Origin of the sequence: Pontibacter sp. FD36 (genome assembly GCF_015686655.1) — a bacterium.
In the GTDB taxonomy this organism is placed as follows: domain Bacteria; phylum Bacteroidota; class Bacteroidia; order Cytophagales; family Hymenobacteraceae; genus Pontibacter.
The window spans coordinates 1-15,892 of sequence record NZ_JADPMP010000015.1 but is presented as its reverse complement, the minus strand read 5'-3'; the positions used below and the strand labels follow the sequence as shown (position 1 = coordinate 15,892).

Sequence of the window (15,892 nt, the reverse complement as noted above, 5' to 3'; positions counted from 1 at the left end):
CTAATTTTGGCAGGCCTACGTTTTGGATTGTATTTGCTGAGCTTTCTATCCCAGCCGTGGTTCTGCTCACGTATCGGTCCTTTTAACCGCATGCTCCATCGCTTGAGCCAGACGGTCGCTTCCATCTTTCTGGCCCTGGGCCAAAGCCTCAAGGAGCTCAGCACCTGGAGTGAGTACGTCATTGACAGTTTCCCTGTGGCAGTATGCAGAAACATTCGCATCAACAGGTGCAGGTTGTTGAAAAACAAGGCCTACAGAGGCTACAACGCCTCTAAGCGGGAGTACTTCTACGGCTTTAAAGTAGAAGTCATCACCACTGCTGATGGCCTGCCGGTGGAATATTTCATTGTGGCCGGGAGCGTGCACGACGCCAAAGCCTTTGAGGCCATGAGCGTGGACTTGCCCGAGGGAAGCAGCCTCTACGCCGACAGCGCCTACACCAACTATGAGTTGGAGGACCTGTACTTGGAGTGTGAGCAGGTGGCCCTGCTCCCGCAGGGCAAGAGTAACAGCCACCGCAAAGATAGCCCGGCCTTGGCCTTCGTCAAGCAGACGATGAGGAAAAGTGTTGAAACAGCCTTCAGCGGCATCGAAAACGCCTCCCCAAGGCTTCCTCCTAAAAATAGTCTTGTTCCTGTTCGCATACACGATAGACAAGTGCTTATAAATCGCAACTTGAGTTATTTAGATTAAATAAAATGCGAAAATGTATAGAATCTGTTGAACCTTCACATATAAGTTTATTACCAGTCTGCAAACTCACCATTTTCATCTGCATTTGACACAAAATTGTAAAGTTTCATTTCATACAACATCCAATATTCAGATTCTACCTTTGTGATTAGCTCTTTTAATTTAATTAGTATAGGAATCAGCTTTTTCTCTAATCTATTCAAGATTTCATCTAGTTGTTGCTCATAAAGGTCATAATCATCACCAAAACGGCTTTGGCTAATTTTTTCATAAGAATTAAATGATGATAAGTCCCAGTTAATCCCTAAATAATCAGATAAAAATCTTAAGTTGTTGTAAAAGTGTTTAGCAAAAAGTACTCTCGAAGTCTCTACCCCTAAAAAGATATCCCTATTCGTGTTATCTAGAATAAAATCCTTATATTGGCTATAGTGTGCAAAATACGTTATTACATTCTGCTCAAACTCACTTCTTCTTTTGTCCCTAAAGTATTGTTGTAAAAAGTTGAGGAGTCCATTGTGTCCACCTAATAAATTATTTTTATCAAATTTATAACTAAATGAAGCTTGTTTGCTATACTCAAAGTAGTTGTTCTTTATATATTGACTAACACTTTGAAAGAATACTTCAGAAGTGACTAAATCAACTAGGCATATAAAAACAGGAACTGAAAAATTATACCAATAATTCGTTGTGCCGATATCTACACCAGAAAGTGTCCACCTAACTGGCATAGATTGAGTCCATTTTATACCTTGCTTTGCTTTTAGCTGTATTGAAATCAGGTTGCCTGTAATATCATTATCTTTATTTACAAGTTCGATATAACAGTCAATTCCGTAGTCTCTTTCTGTAATATCTCTAATTATCCAATTATCTGGAATCTTGCTACTGAAAATTTTATAAGAGGCAGTTTCACTAATATGCTGCTCAATTCGCTTTGGTAATTTCATCTAATTCATTATTGTTTACTGCTAACCTTTAGCTTAGCTCTATATAATTTTTCCAATCCACCCAGCACCCTATTACCAGGTATAGGAGTATTGCTTTTATACCTTGGAGCAGCCAGTGCACGACCCAACAACCAGGCGACCATGGTCCTAACAGCCTAGTCAAACTGGTTGCTCTTTTTAAACCGCTGGCAGGGGCATATAAATTTTCGATACATGAAGGCCCATTATAAAGATGTCGATCCGTCGCTTGCGTAATTCAGTCAAAAGATATGGAATAGCCCCTACAAATAAAATGCTATGCCTTTATTCTGGGTGTGGACGTATTCAAAGATAGCCTGGACAGACGGCAGCTACTATTTCTGAGTGTTGTAGAGTAGCATATTAGATGTTGCCCAAGGTAGGGAGTTTTAGCACTGCCACTAAGTCAGATATGAGCATTCCTGCTCCCCTGTCTCCTCCTACTTTTTCAATTTATATCCCACAAAGTATAGGTTCGTGAAGAGGCTGAAATAACTACATATGTATTTCACAAGCTCAGGTCAAAGCCAACCCTGATGCCAATATGCGTATAGTCTATGTCGCGACTATCCTGTTTTGCCAGGGCAATGTATGTTCCACGAGCAAAACACAAGCAATGAAAAAAGCTAGAACGACCCAGCTAGTATTTTTCACAAAAGCCTCTCTCCTACTTATCACTTCGCACAATAAGGTACAGTAATTAGTGAATCAGTAGATAACGTCAGATGCAGTTTCACACTTTTGTGCACTCATAACGTTTTACAAACGCTCGTTTGTAAAACGTTATGACTATCTTTGCCCCCGAGTTTCACCTATAGAATAAGGAGTAGCGAAGATGAAGTACGTGGCCTACTACCGGGTCTCCACCAAGAAGCAGGGCCAGAGCGGGCTGGGCCTGGAGTCACAGCGCGAGATGGTGAAGGGTTTCCTCAAGCCCGGCGACACGCTGCTTGCCGAGCACATTGAGGTGGAGAGCGGCAAGAAGAACGATAGGCCAGAGCTGGAGGCGGCCATCGCCCTGGCCAAGCGGGAGCAGGCCCAATTGCTGATTGCCAAACTGGATCGTCTCAGTCGTAACGCCGGGTTTATCTTTAAGCTGCGTGACAGCCACGTGGACTTCCTTGCTGTGGATATGCCCGATGCCAATACTCTGACCATCGGAATCTTCGCCGTATTGGCCCAGCATGAGCGGGAACTGATCAGCTCCAGAACCAGAGCCGCGCTCCAGCAAAAGAAGCTACAGGGTTTTGCCTTGGGTACGCCTGAGAACCTGACCCAGGGAGCCAGGACGAAAGGACTTCAGATACGACAGGAGAACGCAGCATCACACAAAGCCAACCGACAGGCCACGGAACTGATCCAGATGTATCGGGAAAAGGATATGACCTATCAGCAAATTGCTGACCGGCTTAACAGCCATGGCTTCACCACCCGCAGGGGGAAGAAATTCTTTGCCATCACCGTTCAGCGGCTTCACATCCGACAAGGGCAGCTTCAAACGGATGCCCTCACCAGCGTAGTTTAGGCTTACTATATTTATATTGAAAGTGCTTCATCTTTTGTATCTTATGTGGCATAAGAGTTATCACCCTATACTCCTCCTATGCAACATGTACATATTTTTCTGGATGAATTCGGAAACGCCAGCCTAAACCTGGATAAAGCCGGTACCTTCTCCCATTTTGTTATGACAGCTGTTCTCCTGGATGAGACGAAGCTGGAGCAGGCTCGGCTGCTAAGGGATACGATCAGCCAACGCTTCTTTCAAGGCCAACCCATCAAGTCCAGCCGTATCCCCAATGATGAGAAGGGCTTCCGGAAAAGATTGGAGGTATTAAGGGAGCTGCGCCAGTTAGACTTCGTGGTGCTGGGGATGGTCATCAACAAGAGCAAGCTGGAGGGAGCGGGTTTTGATCATAATGATGTCTTCTATAAATACTTCAACCGGATTTTCCTCAAGCAGTTTCCCAAAAACTTCACTGCTTTCTCGATTCATGCCGATCAGCTTGGCTGGCCAGAGTTTCGGCGCAGCCTGCACCATTACATTGAAACGAAGGTAATCCAGCGGGATCTGTTTACGCCGGAGCGCTCTTACCGCCTGGTCGAGGATAAGGCAGAGGAGCCCCTGGTGCAGCTGGCAGATTTTCTTTCTGGCTGCCTAGGCAAGATTTACTGTACCAGTCACAGCCACGAAAAGGCATCTGCCCTGTTCGATCTGCTGCACGACCGTACGTTCATTGATTTTTTCCCTTTTGAAAGAACAGACTATCTTCTCTCCCCTACACCCGAAGACCGGCAGAAGAACCACCTTATACGAAGAATAGCCTCGGAGTCCGTACAAGAGGCACTCTCTGGGAGAAACAGCCTTTCGGAGGAGGCGCTTGCCGTGTTGCAGTACCTGTACCTGATGTTCCGCACCGCGCCTGACCGCCTCATCGAGAAACGGGAAATCATCGAAAAGATGAAAAGGAGATTTCCGGCCTTTTCGGAGCAGCAGCTGCGGGTTTGTGTCCAACACCTGCGCGACAACGGGGTGCTTATCGCAAGTATCCAAGGTAAGTCAGGCTATAAGCTTCCTGACAGCGTGGAGGATATCGCTGGCTTCTATAACCGCTACCTCAACAGCATTGTCCCGATGCTTAACCGCATCAATATCTGTAACCGAAAGTTGATGGTGAACAGTGTGCAGGAGGTGGATCTGCTTCAACCAAACTCTGCTTATTCGCTTTTGCATGAGTTGATCAAAACACTGGATAAGGAGAAGTATGCTTCTTTAATGGAGGCTCAGCGAAGTCTTTCGTTTAGATAAGGCTCAATAATATAATTACTTATGTTTAGTGACTATCATCAAGATTAGAGACAAAACACATAATTAATATTTAATAGGTAATGAATAATAATTATTACGTATTAAATATTGAGCCATATATAATAAATATTATTTATTTCTTTTATTTAGATACTTGACTATAACGTATAATGCCAGTGGTCTAATAATAGCTTAAGATTTATTGGTGCAATGATTCCCTCCTGTTATTAGGAAGACTTTCTTCGCATTATTTCTGGGAACTGTGGGGTTTGACAAAGAGTCTTAGCTATCAGGTCTGATTGCCTTTTAATAACTGTTTTAAGCAATTTTATTAGTATGAGCTCAATAGCGCTATTATAAAGTTAGTCTGCCGGACCTACAGAACATTGATCAACTCTTTGGGTATGTAATTTATATTTCCTTGAGAATAAAAATGTCTCCGTAAACCTCCTTTGGAAAATATTTCTTACTTACCTCGCACTGTGATGCTGCTGTTCACAGCCTCCCATCTCAGCACGTGCCAAGCGGAATCGAAGTCTTCATCGCTTATGGTTAATAATGAACTGTAACTCCCATTAAATGGCCCTCTGATGAACAGCTGCTCTTTGGCAAGATACTCCCCTTCTTTCCAGATAGCCTCTACGTCATTTATCCATACCAGCCATTTGACATGCTGTCCATCTTTGGGTAAGGTACTTTTGTCTAGCGCTATCTCTGGCATATCCCGTATCACATAACTTTGGTGCCACAATACGCACAGTAGCTATGTATAAATATGGCTTGCTGATGTTGTTCCAACCCCTTGAGATGAACGTGTAACTCTGAGAATGTCACCGCCTTGACTTCTTGCACCCCCCTCTCGTTCTCGCATATGAGAAGTTCTGTTGGCACTGTCACCCCCACAACATTCTTGCCTTTCATAATAAGTTCCCGCTCTACCTGCTCTTTGATTTCCCTAATGCAATTACAGTTCATGGTATCACTGTTAGATTTAATAACAGAATAATTTACCGCTACCTTTAGTTTGTATCAACTTATTTACATGAACAAAGGGCCTTTTTTGATGAACTGCTTCTAGCCTTAGATGACTCTAGTTTAGATATGTTAGTGATTAGTAGTCTTATGATAATGTAGGAGTTTGAGACTGGAGTGAAAGGATAATTTAATTTGCATAAGTAACAATATATTGTTACATTTGGTAAGCCTATTTCGTATACTAGTACAGGCATTACTATGAGTTAGCATGAACAGAGTAAAAGGCATTTTACAGAACGGGACCACGATCATACTGGAAAACTATGACCAGAGCAACGTGGACGATATGTACTTCATCAAAGCCATAGAAGCTACGAACCGGTGCAATCACAGAACTATAGCAGAGTACTTCAACGGACTGATCAGAAGCCTGGAGACAGTGCAGCAGGAGGTCAGGGAGCAGAAAGTACAGCAGCTTTTATCTCAGTACAGAGACAGGCCTGTGGTATCGGAAAAGGTTCGCCAGGAACGGAGGGAGCAACTCGGGCAGACAAACCACATAGCTGCCTGCGAGGGCTACGAGGAGGAGGAGCTCAACAAGGTGCTAGACGAACTGTATATCAACGGGCAAATCACGCCTGAGGAGATGACTCAGGTATTCAACTTAAAGTATCTGTAATGAACGACAGGTACTGCTATCCTGGCACCAGTGTGCTGATTAATCATTTTGACATCAGGGACGCAGCTAAGCTAAGCAAATTAGAGCTTACCCACTGGAGACATAACGTGCTGGCTTTGCCTGATAAACTGCCCAGCCAGCTAAAGTTTGATTTAACGCTTTGGCAGCTGATCCACAAGGAAACATTTGGCTCCGTCTACCCTTGGGCAGGGGAGCTCCGGAGTGTGATGATCTCCAAAGGCAATGCCGTACATGCCGCGCCACGTATGATTGAGCCCTATACCAATCACTTACTCCAGGAGCTGAAGGCAGCAGGGTATTTAAAGGGACTGGATAGGGAGCAGTTCCTATTGAAGGGATCTTATTTTTTTGAGGAGCTGAATGCCATTCACCCCTTTCGGGAAGGAAACACCAGAACACTAAAGGTTTTCTTTTCCCTTTTGTCCCGACAGGCGGGGTATGAAATTGACTGGCGCAAGGTTTCGGCACAGCAGTACCAACAGGCAGAGCAGGCTTCATTTGCTGTAGGTAACAAAGGTCCCTCCCCTTTTTACCCTCTCTTTAAGGAGGCCCTTGAGCCTGTTGAGTTATCAAATAAGCAATCTATCAGGTTCAAACTATGAGTGAGAACAACCAAGGCGAGACATGTGCAGCGTGTGATGCTAAGACCCACATCAGCGCAGAGGTGAAGGCTATGTTTAAGGAGACAAACCTTACCTGGGAGAAGTTGGCAGAGCTGGATGAAGGCGTTGGCCGTGGGAAGGGGAGCTATAGGCAAACCTTCTTGGCCAGGCTTATCAAAGCCCAGGAAACTCTACAGAAGGTCGGGTACAGCATCCGAATCGAGAAAGGTTAGTTCTGTAAAGATTTATATTTTGTACATTGTTAACTTTGAAAATATTTAACTTACCCAAAGATTTTTATCAACCCGTTCCTTATAAGGACGAGGAAGGACTGTACCAGTGGCTGAGTTGCCAATCCGTACCTGTTTATAGTAACTTATGCAACACGAGAACAAACCCTCTGAGGCCCTTTTAAGCGATCCGACCTACTTCCTAAGTAGGATTGACAGGAGCGTAGCCGATAACATCAGAGACATTGAGAAGTCCTTTGATGAAGATGCCGGTATTGTGAAAGATTTCATCGTCTTCATTTCGAGGAAAATGAAAAAGGACCTTTTCGGTTTCACGAGGTTCACGCTTTCAGAGTTCTGCAAAGAGACTGGACGTAACAAGCAGACTTTGTGTGAGGTGCACCCCAAGTTCAAAAATAACCCCAAAGCGGAAGTGCCGGAATATTTCGGTCACAGGTTTGAGACCACTTTTGACTATGCCTTGTTCCACATGCTGAGCAATAACATCATCTTCTCTCGTTCCTACGAGTATAAGCATCAGGATAAGGTGATAGAGCTGAAGAACTTTGCCATTCTCAAGGATATTAAGGTTAGCATCGACAGACATACCAACACCATCAAGATTTACGATGTCCGAATATCGGATGAGCTTATGGAAGGGTTTTTCCGCAGGTACTATACCATTGACACCAACGGCTATAAGCATGTAGGAAAAGGGCGTGGCGGCGACGGGCGTAAGAGCCTGTACATTTTCCTTTACAAGACGCGTCACCAGCTGCTTAGCTCAGGTAAACGCATCACGAAGTTGCCTATAGATCTGTTGGCCTCGGTTGCCCATATTGAGTCAGAGGAACCTCGGTTCAAGAAAAAAAGTGTGAAGAGGGTACTGGACTACATTCGGGAAAAAGGAAAACTGCCTTTCGACTATACTTTTGTTCAAGGAGATCCAACTAAAAAGTACCAGGAGCTCTATTGGGTTAGTCTGGACTTCTCCGTGTACCACGAGGTTATGGAGGCGAAGGAGGATCACAACTTTTACATTGCTCTGCTGGAGCGTATGCGGGATCTTTTCCACCATACATATGGGAATCATGTCCAGATCACAGGAGAGAAAGATACTTTTCAGCGTTGGCTGACTAATTCGGACGCAGACCTGACGCACAAGGCAAATGAGCTTTGCAAAGCATACTTTAAGGTGCACAACAAAGATATCACATTGGCAATGGCGAAAAAGCTTATTCGGGGAGGTCTATTCTCCGACGATAATTAAAAAGCTGTTCAAGTATTGTCACGCAGGGCAGAGCTAGAGTCCAGATGAAAACTCAGTATATTGCCTCAGGAAGGGCTATAAGGAAGTGTTTCAGCCTATTATTCAAGTATTGCCACGCATGCGAGACACAAAGAACCAATCTAATATATGGATGAGATATGACTTTTGCAAAATACAGACTTGGAGAAGATGTAGAAGTAAGCGGTACGCTCACGGGATTAGGTGACCAAAGAGGCAGTGTTATCGAAGTAGTGTATGACAAGCTGGGCAGTCAATTCTTCTATAACGTGCAATGTGGAGAGAATCGGCATTATGCGCAGGAACGATTTGTCTCTACTGTCCAGAGACTTAACGAAGGCACTTGAATAATGATAGAAATTCCTGGCGAATGTCTCCAGCATGCCACAGGCGTACTTTCTGAAGGGCTCTTGACAGGTTGCGTTACTGCAAGCCATATGAAGCGGCGGGTCTAATGTATCGAATCGATCTTTTACCTTATGGATGCCTTCTTAAGCCAAGGGAATATCTACTGTTCAAGTATTGCCACACTCTTTCAGAGCCGTTCAAGTATTGCCTCAGTAGCCGGAACCGTTCAAGTATTTCCACAATCCATTCAAGTATTGTCTCAAGTCGTTCAAGTATCGCCACAAATTGGCTATTTCCCTCAATAATAGCTGTTTTACCTGCTCAAGTATTGTCTCAAGCCGTTCAAGTATTGCCACGCTTCTCTAAAGCTGTTCAAGTATTGCCTCAGTAGCAATGGGTCATTCAAGTATTGCCACACCCACAATGCAGCCCATTGGCTCTATTCCGTACAGCCGTTCAAGTATTGCCACTAAATATATATACTTCTATATACTTCCTTATAAATAGTAATTTGAAATGTCGGAGGGGTTCGTGAACAATAAAGATTTAACAAAAGGGAAGAGAAAGAGACTTGCTCTGCGAAAATTACACAACTTCTTCACAAAAACAGCTAAAATATGTCCAGTGCTTTAATAACTAGCTATAAAGCCTAAAGATTCTTACACAGGGCCAGGAAAATGAGATAAAAGCATAAAAAATATACATACATAATGTAACTTTTTACATACATAACGTATATATTAATATATCTTTTATATCAACGCCTATAAATTTTGTGTGTATGGAACAGACTTCAACAACCGTCAGCCAGATTGCAGAGGTAAAGCTCAGCTACCATCCCCAGGTGAAGCCCTCCAAGCGCCCGCAGATTACGAGTTCTAAAGACAGTTACACTTTCTTCCTACAGCTGTGGGATGAGGGCAGCATACAGTTCCGCGAGCAATTTAAGGTTATGTTATTAAGCAGAGCAAACAAAGTGCTGGGAATATTTGAAGTTTCTACCGGTGGCGTGGCTGGTACGGTGGCAGATCCGAAACTTATCTTTGTCGCAGCGCTCAAAGCCAATGCCAGTGGGATCGTTTTAGCCCATAATCACCCATCGGGCAACTTAAAGCCCAGCAGTGCAGATATCAGCCTTACTAAAAAGGTGAAGGAGGGCGGTAACTTACTTGATATTGCTGTTCTGGATCACATCATCCTTACCAATGAGGGCTATTATTCTTTTGCAGACGAGGGACTTTTATAAAAGTCCCTCACTCCTTCAAATCTCGGCTGTTAAACCAACCGTAGCGGCCCGCCTGGCGGCGGGTTTTCCTTTTTCCTTTCTGTAGTAATGCCTGTTCTACAATAGCACACAAACAATTTAGCGCTAACAGAAGGGGAAATAAAAACTTTTTTTTGGATAATTAATACATACAAAATGTAACTAATTATATACTAAACGTATATATTAGTATGAGTTTTGTTTAACCTTCTAAAGCTAAAAGTTATGAACGCGTATCAAAAATTCATTCAACTGGCAGATCAGGTAACAAATGAGGTTATCGAGCAGTTAGAGCAAGGCCAAGTATTCTGGAAAAAGCCCTGGACATCTTACGGATTGCCTAAAAACTATGTATCTGGCCGCTATTATGAAGGCTTCAATGCTTTCTTTCTGAACTACCTGACTGATAAGAAAAGCTTTAGGACGCCCTATTTTCTTACCTATAAACAGGCTAAAGAGCTGGGCGGGCATGTTAAGAAGGGAGAGAAAGGAACACAGATCATCTACTGGAAAGTTTATGACAAAAGTGTTACAAGGGAGGGGAAAGGCACTACAGGAGAGACACAGGAGGTTTATCAGAGAAGGTTTGTCCCCTTTATTTGGACGGTATTTAATATTGATCAAGTGGAAGGAATAGAGTTTACCCTACCTTCTGTCCATGAACGCACCGAACTGCAGGTAATAGAGGCTTGTCAGGAGGTGGTGGATCAATACCCTATGCCACGCCCGAACGTTTTGCACGGAGGATCCCAGGCCTACTATGCGCCTTTTAATGATACGGTACAGATGCCGGAGCTGAGCAGCTTTGTTTCCTCCCAAGCTTATCATGCGACCCTGTTTCACGAACTGATTCATTCTACAGGCCATCAAACCAGGCTTAACCGTTTTGCTGACATAGAGAAGGCGGCCCGGTTTGGCGACATAAATTACTCTAAGGAGGAACTGATAGCCGAGATGGGAGCAAGTTTCCTCAACGCCTTTACAGGTATCAAAGCGGAGGTTTTTGAAAACTCAGTGGCTTACCTGCAGGGATGGGCGAAGAAATTTAAGGATGATAAGACCATGATCATCTATGCAAGCACAAAGGCTTTTAAAGCGGCCAGCTATATCTTAAATCTACAGGCAGAAAGTAACCTGGCGGTAGAACCAACAACTATGGCAGCATAGCCTTTTGAAAGATCTTGTCTGGTCATCAGGCAAGATCTTTCATTTTTAATACTGAGGGTTGGCTGCTAAAATTTGGAAGTCGAAATTCAGTCATGGCGACCCGCCTTCGGCGGGCTGACTTTTGGGGTGTAGGCTTTATGTGAATTTTAGTAATAGCGAGGCTAATTATTTAATTTTGCCACCTTTATTAAGTGTTTCTTAGAAATTATCTATATTTGACATAACGGCAGAGTATCGATCCCCTACAAAGGTCAGCAGCAGCTCTTCTTCTGCTGGATGGGCGGGCATGCTACGGTGCCATAAGAGCAGTATACGCAGCAGTCTCCTAGCTTGGGCTTCAGTACTGTATGGCATTGTTCGCACTCATAGAAATACTGGCAGGCATCCGTTGGCATCTGCTCCTCTTTCCTGTGCCCGCACTCCGGGCAGGTGAGCACGGAGGCTGTCTTCGTCTTGTTCATCATGGCTTCTTATTCTCTATGGCCACCGTGTAGCCTGTTTTCCTGGCCGCCTGCAGGATCTGCATAGGTTCTACTTTTGTGCTGTCATATTTGATAATGGCATTGCCTTTCTCGTAGGAGGTGCTCACGCTGAAGACACCTGCCAGCTTACCTATTTCCTGGTTCACATGCGCCTCACAGCCCGCACAGGTCATGCCCTTCACCTGCAGCTTTACCGACTGTGTGAAGTCCGCCTGCACGCTGGCAGCTTTGGCAACGGGTTGTTGCCTGTAGAAGGCTCCCGCATACTCCGGGAAGGCCAGCAGGAGCAGTGCCACGCAGCTTACGGTCAGCAGGAATTTGTTTGATTTCCAAAAAGTAGGGTTCGCCTCCCCCTCACATGCACAGGCAGCAGCTGATTTTCCTGCCTTTAGCCGCTGGTACCAAGCCAAAGCCAGCACAGCCACGGTGATGCCTGCCAGGTAAGGCCTGAAAGGCTCCACCCACCCGAAGGCGGAGACGGCACCGGTGACGCCGCCTATCAGGGCCAGCAAAGGAGCGATGCAGCAGAGCGATGCAAGAAGGGCCGCCAGCAGGCCGGTTCCTAATAGTCTTGTCGGGGATGTTCTCATGATAGGGATTATGCTTGTTCTAACTTACCGCTAATATGCTTGAAAAGGGGCTTTATGATTTCCACGTGTTCCTGCTTCAGGGAGTAAAAAATCGTTTGCCCCACTTTTTTGCTCTGGATGATGCCACCGTCCTTAAGCTTGCGCAGCTGCTGCGATACGGCGGGCATGGTCATCTGCAGCACGTCGCTTAGGTCGCACACGCACAGCTCCCCCTCCTCCTCCAGCAGGTAGAGGATCCTCAGCCTCGTCTCGCTGCCGGCCAGGCTCAGCACCTGGCTCAGCGTCTGAATCATGGTCTCTGCAGAATCCAGCTTCTCAGCGCACAGCTTCAGCCGGTGCTCATCGGCATATACCCGGATACATGTTTTGTCTTCTCTCATTTCAAATATTTATACAACAAAATTACAACCATAAAAGTACTTAAGCAAATACTTAAATACAACTTAGTCTTAACGATACGAACTTGCTATGCAATACGATGTGTTTGTGATCGGTGCCGGGATGGCCGGTGCCGCTGTGGCCAAAAAGTGCGCGAAAGCAGGGCTGAAGACCGCCATCTCCGACTTCCGTTCTTATGGAGGAACCTGCGCCCTGCGGGGTTGTGACCCTAAAAAAGTCCTCATTGACGGTGCCAGCCTGCAGGAGCAGGTGCAGCGGCATCTGGGCAAAGGCCTCTCCGGAGAGGTTAAAATAGACTGGGGCGAGCTGATGGCCTTCAAGGACACTTTCACAGACCCTGTGCCGGAGAACATGGAGAAGGGTTTTGAGAAAGCAGGCATAGACACGTACCATGTTCCTGTCTCTTTTCTGAATGAGTCCACTTTGCAGGTGGGCCAGGAGGAGATTACCGCTGAAAAGATAGTGGTGGTTTCCGGGGCACGCCCCAAGGAGCTGGACATGCCGGGAGCAGTGCATGCCATCACCAGCGACGATTTCTTCAACCTTTCACAACTGCCAAAGCACATCACCTTTTTGGGGGGCGGCTACATCTCTTTCGAGTTTGCCCACCTTGTCGCACGCGCTGGGGCCAGCGTCACCATCATAGAGCACGGCCCACGCCCCCTGAAGCACTTCGAGCAGGACATGGTGGACGAGCTGGTGCGTGTGTCCAAAGAGGCAGGCATTGACATTAGGCTTAACTGCCAGGCAAAGCGCATCACGCAGCATGGCAGTGGGTATGAAGTCAGCCTGGAAGGCGAGGCAGGCAGGGGAACGCTTGTAACAGGGCTGGTGGTAAGTGCCATTGGACGTGTGCCGGAGGTGGGGCAGCTGAACCTGGAGAAGGGTAATGTGGTGCACGGCAGGAAGGGCATTGAGGTGAACGGGTACTTACAAAGCACGTCTAACCACCGCGTATACGCGGCTGGAGACGTGGCCGACACACAAGGCTTGCCCTTAACGCCGGTAGCTGTCTACGAGGGGCACTTTCTGGCAACGAACATCATTAAGGGCAACAGCAAGAAAGTAAACTACCCGGAGATTCCTACGGTGGTCTTTACCATTCCGTCACTGGCCTCTGTGGGACTTACCGAAAGCCAGGCGCAAGAGCAAGGGCTAAACTACCAGGTGAACACCCATGACGCAACGCAGTGGTTTAACGGCAGAAGGCATCGCGCCAATGCCTACTTCTATAAGTTACTGGTTAGTAAGACTGACGGAAGTATACTTGGTGCGCATCTGGTGGGTCCGCTTGCGGAGGAGACGATCAATATTTATGCCTTGGCTATGAAAGCAGGAATGAAGGCAAGAGACCTGAAAAGCTTTCTTTTCAGTTACCCTACCATGGCGTCAGATGTAAGCTATATGACATAGCGCGCAACCATTTTTATTGAGCAAAAAGCATCTTATGAGATCTGTACCTCTAGTTTATCCAAATAAGTTTATTTTTCTGTGGGCCAATGCTCCTATCTTATCAAAGGCTTGATGGACACGGCAGCGGCTTTCTCAAAGTCCCCATGGCTTGGTGAAGCTCAATCTTCCTCCCTCCTACTTCTACCTTCTTGATTGCTGCTAAGTGACAGGTCGAAATAGAATAAAAAGCAAACTTGTCGAATACTTTTAGTATCAATTTGTATATGTTGCGTATATATTTGTAAGTATCAGTTCTTAAAAATTTGGCTTAAGATAAGTCATCAGGATTCGTTAATTACAGGATAATGCAGATAGAAGATAAGAGCCCTAAGTTTGAACTAGGCAAGCGTATGCTTGAAGAGCAACAGCTAACTTCACTTACTGAACTGTTTGATATCGTACCGTATACTCCCGTGGCCAAAGCACTAGGTATAAACAACCAGCGACTTCGAAACAAGATTGACGATCCCCGCTCCTTTCGTGTAAGCGAATTGCTGGACCTGGCGGTACTCCTGGATGTCGATGCGATCAAGCTCTTTGCCTTACTTCACGAAACGATCAAGAAATCGGTACCTGCTGAAGGATAACTAAATGATGGCTTCACAAGGCACAAGATGCTAAGCTTTACATTGCCTACTATTCTATTAATCAACTTCTAGCTTGTTCTCCTATGAACCTGTATGAGTTCAATAGTATTCTTTCACTTAATGACAGGGCACAGGTGGTATGGGATGAGGGGCAGTTTCTTTCAAACCGCCTTGATGGAGAGTATCGGGTATGCCTCTACTACATGGGTGATTTTTTTGCAGAGGTTTGGATTAGTTCATGTGATAGCGATAGTAGTATTTGCCATGTGCGGGCTTTTAAGAGCCGAAGGCTTCTGGAACCTTACCTCTCCCCTATTGACCTGTCTACCCTTTTCTGACTCTTTCTGCTTTTCGTCTTAAACCATCAACTTTGGCTATTAAGCTGCTTGCCTTTGACTGACAAATATTTCTAGCCGTAAATAATAATTATTATTTAATATCTATTAGATGTTATGTTGATAATTATTGATTATTAACTGTTAAATAATATCTTATACTTAATAAGTATTTTGCCGCTGGATTTAGCACCTGGAGCTTTTTCTTGTAGTGAGTAGTTATGATCCATGCTCCCCTGTTTTCCAGCTTACCCAATGCTCCATCTTTGGAATCCTAACCCTTCCTAGCCCCTTCTCCTTGTATTATTTGCCTAGAATTCTTTCTTTTGGTATATGGTGGGCTTTGTATTGCAAGATGTGTTTTGAGTCCCTCAAAACCTCTTGCCTTGCTTTCAGCGTAGCTATCAGCAAGGGGAAATCCACTCGCAACTCGTGTCTTTTATTGAGCAAAGAATGTATGGAAGATGTTAAGAAAGCAAAGGGAGGGCGTCCAAAACTATCGCCTGAATTAAAGAGAGCCAGACAAGTAAAGCTGACCTTTTCCGATAGCGAATACAGGCGACTGGAGGCTGAGATGACGGCTGCAGGGCATGAATCATTGTCTGTTTACCTGCGGAAGAAGGCGCTGGCGCAGCCTGACGATTTTATTGCTAATCCTAAAGAGTTAATCGCGGTGTTGGATAGGCTCGGCCCAGAGATCAGCAGGGTTGGTAACAATATCAATCAGGTAGCCAGGTATGTCAATTACCTGAAGGCAAACAATATGATAAACATGCAGTTTCTTGCCGATTTTAACAGACACATGATAGAGTTTAGTATCATAGAAAAAGAATTGGTCAAGGCGCTTCGCTCTTTTCTTCGGATTGCTGCTGCAAGGTTCAAGAAGTTTAAATAATATTTATTATTTAATAAGTAAGAATTAATAAGTAAGAATTAATAAGTAAGAATTAATAAGTAAGAATTAATAAGTAAGAATTAATAAGTAAGAATTAATAAGTAA

Annotated in this window: 17 protein-coding genes; 12 read left to right on the top strand and 5 right to left on the bottom strand. The window is 45.0% G+C overall.

Translation table 11 applies throughout. The annotated features are described in order from the left end of the window. The first annotated feature begins 90 nt into the window (after positions 1–90). Entirely contained in the window at positions 91–693 is a 603-nt protein-coding gene (locus I0P70_RS19580) for an IS982 family transposase (protein WP_196120834.1), read from the top strand. 50 nt (positions 694–743) lie between these two features. Here I0P70_RS19580 and I0P70_RS19575 read toward each other — a convergent pair whose 3' ends face one another. Further along, a complete protein-coding gene (locus I0P70_RS19575; protein ID WP_196120833.1) occupies positions 744–1,646 on the bottom strand; it encodes a DUF4365 domain-containing protein in 903 nt (300 codons plus the stop codon). Positions 1,647–2,499: 853 nt separating this feature from the next. Between I0P70_RS19575 and I0P70_RS19570 the strand changes: the two genes are divergently transcribed. Then, positions 2,500–3,189 (top strand): recombinase family protein, encoded by a 690-nt coding sequence (locus I0P70_RS19570; RefSeq protein WP_196120832.1) that lies wholly within the window; start codon positions 2,500–2,502, stop codon positions 3,187–3,189. 78 nt (positions 3,190–3,267) lie between these two features. After that, entirely contained in the window at positions 3,268–4,473 is a 1,206-nt protein-coding gene (locus tag I0P70_RS19565; protein WP_196120831.1) for a DUF3800 domain-containing protein, read from the top strand. 466 nt (positions 4,474–4,939) lie between these two features. On the opposite strand, the gene I0P70_RS19560 is transcribed toward I0P70_RS19565, so the two are convergent. Continuing rightward, complete coding sequence (locus I0P70_RS19560) at positions 4,940–5,194, bottom strand: hypothetical protein (RefSeq protein WP_196120830.1); 255 nt, start codon at positions 5,192–5,194, stop codon at positions 4,940–4,942. A 522-nt stretch (positions 5,195–5,716) separates the two neighbouring features. Between I0P70_RS19560 and I0P70_RS19555 the strand changes: the two genes are divergently transcribed. The 6 genes from I0P70_RS19555 (at position 5,717) to I0P70_RS19530 (ending at position 11,047) form a co-directional block, all read left to right on the top strand. Next, positions 5,717–6,127, top strand: a complete 411-nt coding sequence (locus I0P70_RS19555; RefSeq protein WP_196120829.1) for a hypothetical protein — start codon at positions 5,717–5,719, stop codon at positions 6,125–6,127. Next, positions 6,127–6,750, top strand: coding sequence for a Fic family protein (locus I0P70_RS19550; protein WP_196120828.1), 624 nt, complete (start codon positions 6,127–6,129; stop codon positions 6,748–6,750). The genes I0P70_RS19555 and I0P70_RS19550 overlap by 1 nt, the downstream gene beginning before the upstream one ends. Beyond that, positions 6,747–6,983: a hypothetical protein gene (locus tag I0P70_RS19545; RefSeq protein WP_196120827.1), complete on the top strand. Its 237-nt coding sequence runs from the start codon at positions 6,747–6,749 to the stop codon at positions 6,981–6,983. Before I0P70_RS19550 ends, I0P70_RS19545 begins: the two co-directional genes overlap by 4 nt. A gap of 145 nt (positions 6,984–7,128) precedes the next feature. Next, a complete protein-coding gene (locus I0P70_RS19540; protein ID WP_018480082.1) occupies positions 7,129–8,250 on the top strand; it encodes a hypothetical protein in 1,122 nt (373 codons plus the stop codon). Positions 8,251–9,397: 1,147 nt separating this feature from the next. Continuing rightward, a complete protein-coding gene (locus I0P70_RS19535) occupies positions 9,398–9,862 on the top strand; it encodes a RadC family protein (RefSeq protein WP_196120826.1) in 465 nt (154 codons plus the stop codon). Between the two features lie 243 nt (positions 9,863–10,105). Then, on the top strand, positions 10,106–11,047 hold the full coding sequence (locus I0P70_RS19530) for an ArdC family protein (protein WP_196120825.1): 942 nt from the start codon (positions 10,106–10,108) through the stop codon (positions 11,045–11,047). A gap of 251 nt (positions 11,048–11,298) precedes the next feature. Here the strand turns inward: I0P70_RS19530 and I0P70_RS19525 are convergent, their stop codons facing one another. From I0P70_RS19525 to I0P70_RS19515, 3 genes are read right to left on the bottom strand one after another with little or no spacing between them, the layout of a single operon-like run. After that, complete coding sequence (locus I0P70_RS19525; RefSeq protein WP_196120912.1) at positions 11,299–11,508, bottom strand: GDCCVxC domain-containing (seleno)protein; 210 nt, start codon at positions 11,506–11,508, stop codon at positions 11,299–11,301. Continuing rightward, positions 11,508–12,119, bottom strand: coding sequence for a mercuric transport protein MerTP (merTP, locus tag I0P70_RS19520; protein WP_196120824.1), 612 nt, complete (start codon positions 12,117–12,119; stop codon positions 11,508–11,510). Before merTP ends, I0P70_RS19525 begins: the two co-directional genes overlap by 1 nt. An 8-nt stretch (positions 12,120–12,127) precedes the next feature. Continuing rightward, positions 12,128–12,499, bottom strand: coding sequence for a metalloregulator ArsR/SmtB family transcription factor (locus I0P70_RS19515; RefSeq protein WP_196120823.1), 372 nt, complete (start codon positions 12,497–12,499; stop codon positions 12,128–12,130). Positions 12,500–12,587: 88 nt separating this feature from the next. On the opposite strand from I0P70_RS19515, the gene I0P70_RS19510 reads away from it, so the two are divergent. The 3 genes from I0P70_RS19510 (at position 12,588) to mobC (ending at position 15,787) form a co-directional block, all read left to right on the top strand. Further along, the gene (locus I0P70_RS19510; protein WP_196120822.1) at positions 12,588–13,931 is read left to right on the top strand and encodes an NAD(P)/FAD-dependent oxidoreductase; all 1,344 of its coding nucleotides are present in this window, start codon (positions 12,588–12,590) and stop codon (positions 13,929–13,931) included. 344 nt (positions 13,932–14,275) lie between these two features. Next, positions 14,276–14,557, top strand: a complete 282-nt coding sequence (locus I0P70_RS19505) for a hypothetical protein (protein ID WP_196120821.1) — start codon at positions 14,276–14,278, stop codon at positions 14,555–14,557. Positions 14,558–15,349: 792 nt separating this feature from the next. Next, positions 15,350–15,787 carry a plasmid mobilization relaxosome protein MobC gene (gene mobC, locus I0P70_RS19500; RefSeq protein ID WP_196120820.1) on the top strand — a complete coding sequence of 146 codons (438 nt, stop codon included), beginning with the start codon at positions 15,350–15,352 and terminating at the stop codon, positions 15,785–15,787. The last annotated feature ends 105 nt before the right edge of the window (positions 15,788–15,892 follow it).

Excerpts from the sequence above, each read along its gene's own strand:
- I0P70_RS19565 (WP_196120831.1), top strand. The coding sequence starts at position 3,268 with ATGCAACATGTACATATTTTTCTGGATGAATTCGGAAACGCCAGCCTA.
- I0P70_RS19570 (WP_196120832.1), top strand. The coding sequence starts at position 2,500 with ATGAAGTACGTGGCCTACTACCGGGTCTCCACCAAGAAGCAGGGCCAG.
- I0P70_RS19515 (WP_196120823.1), bottom strand. The coding sequence starts at position 12,499 with ATGAGAGAAGACAAAACATGTATCCGGGTATATGCCGATGAGCACCGG.
- I0P70_RS19510 (WP_196120822.1), top strand. The coding sequence starts at position 12,588 with ATGCAATACGATGTGTTTGTGATCGGTGCCGGGATGGCCGGTGCCGCT.
- I0P70_RS19555 (WP_196120829.1), top strand. The coding sequence starts at position 5,717 with ATGAACAGAGTAAAAGGCATTTTACAGAACGGGACCACGATCATACTG.
- I0P70_RS19580 (WP_196120834.1), top strand. The coding sequence starts at position 91 with ATGCTCCATCGCTTGAGCCAGACGGTCGCTTCCATCTTTCTGGCCCTG.
- merTP (WP_196120824.1), bottom strand. The coding sequence starts at position 12,119 with ATGAGAACATCCCCGACAAGACTATTAGGAACCGGCCTGCTGGCGGCC.
- I0P70_RS19535 (WP_196120826.1), top strand. The coding sequence starts at position 9,398 with ATGGAACAGACTTCAACAACCGTCAGCCAGATTGCAGAGGTAAAGCTC.
- I0P70_RS19540 (WP_018480082.1), top strand. The coding sequence starts at position 7,129 with ATGCAACACGAGAACAAACCCTCTGAGGCCCTTTTAAGCGATCCGACC.
- I0P70_RS19530 (WP_196120825.1), top strand. The coding sequence starts at position 10,106 with ATGAACGCGTATCAAAAATTCATTCAACTGGCAGATCAGGTAACAAAT.
- I0P70_RS19505 (WP_196120821.1), top strand. The coding sequence starts at position 14,276 with ATGCAGATAGAAGATAAGAGCCCTAAGTTTGAACTAGGCAAGCGTATG.
- I0P70_RS19545 (WP_196120827.1), top strand. The coding sequence starts at position 6,747 with ATGAGTGAGAACAACCAAGGCGAGACATGTGCAGCGTGTGATGCTAAG.
- I0P70_RS19560 (WP_196120830.1), bottom strand. The coding sequence starts at position 5,194 with ATGCCAGAGATAGCGCTAGACAAAAGTACCTTACCCAAAGATGGACAG.
- I0P70_RS19525 (WP_196120912.1), bottom strand. The coding sequence starts at position 11,508 with ATGAACAAGACGAAGACAGCCTCCGTGCTCACCTGCCCGGAGTGCGGG.
- I0P70_RS19550 (WP_196120828.1), top strand. The coding sequence starts at position 6,127 with ATGAACGACAGGTACTGCTATCCTGGCACCAGTGTGCTGATTAATCAT.
- I0P70_RS19575 (WP_196120833.1), bottom strand. The coding sequence starts at position 1,646 with ATGAAATTACCAAAGCGAATTGAGCAGCATATTAGTGAAACTGCCTCT.
- mobC (WP_196120820.1), top strand. The coding sequence starts at position 15,350 with ATGGAAGATGTTAAGAAAGCAAAGGGAGGGCGTCCAAAACTATCGCCT.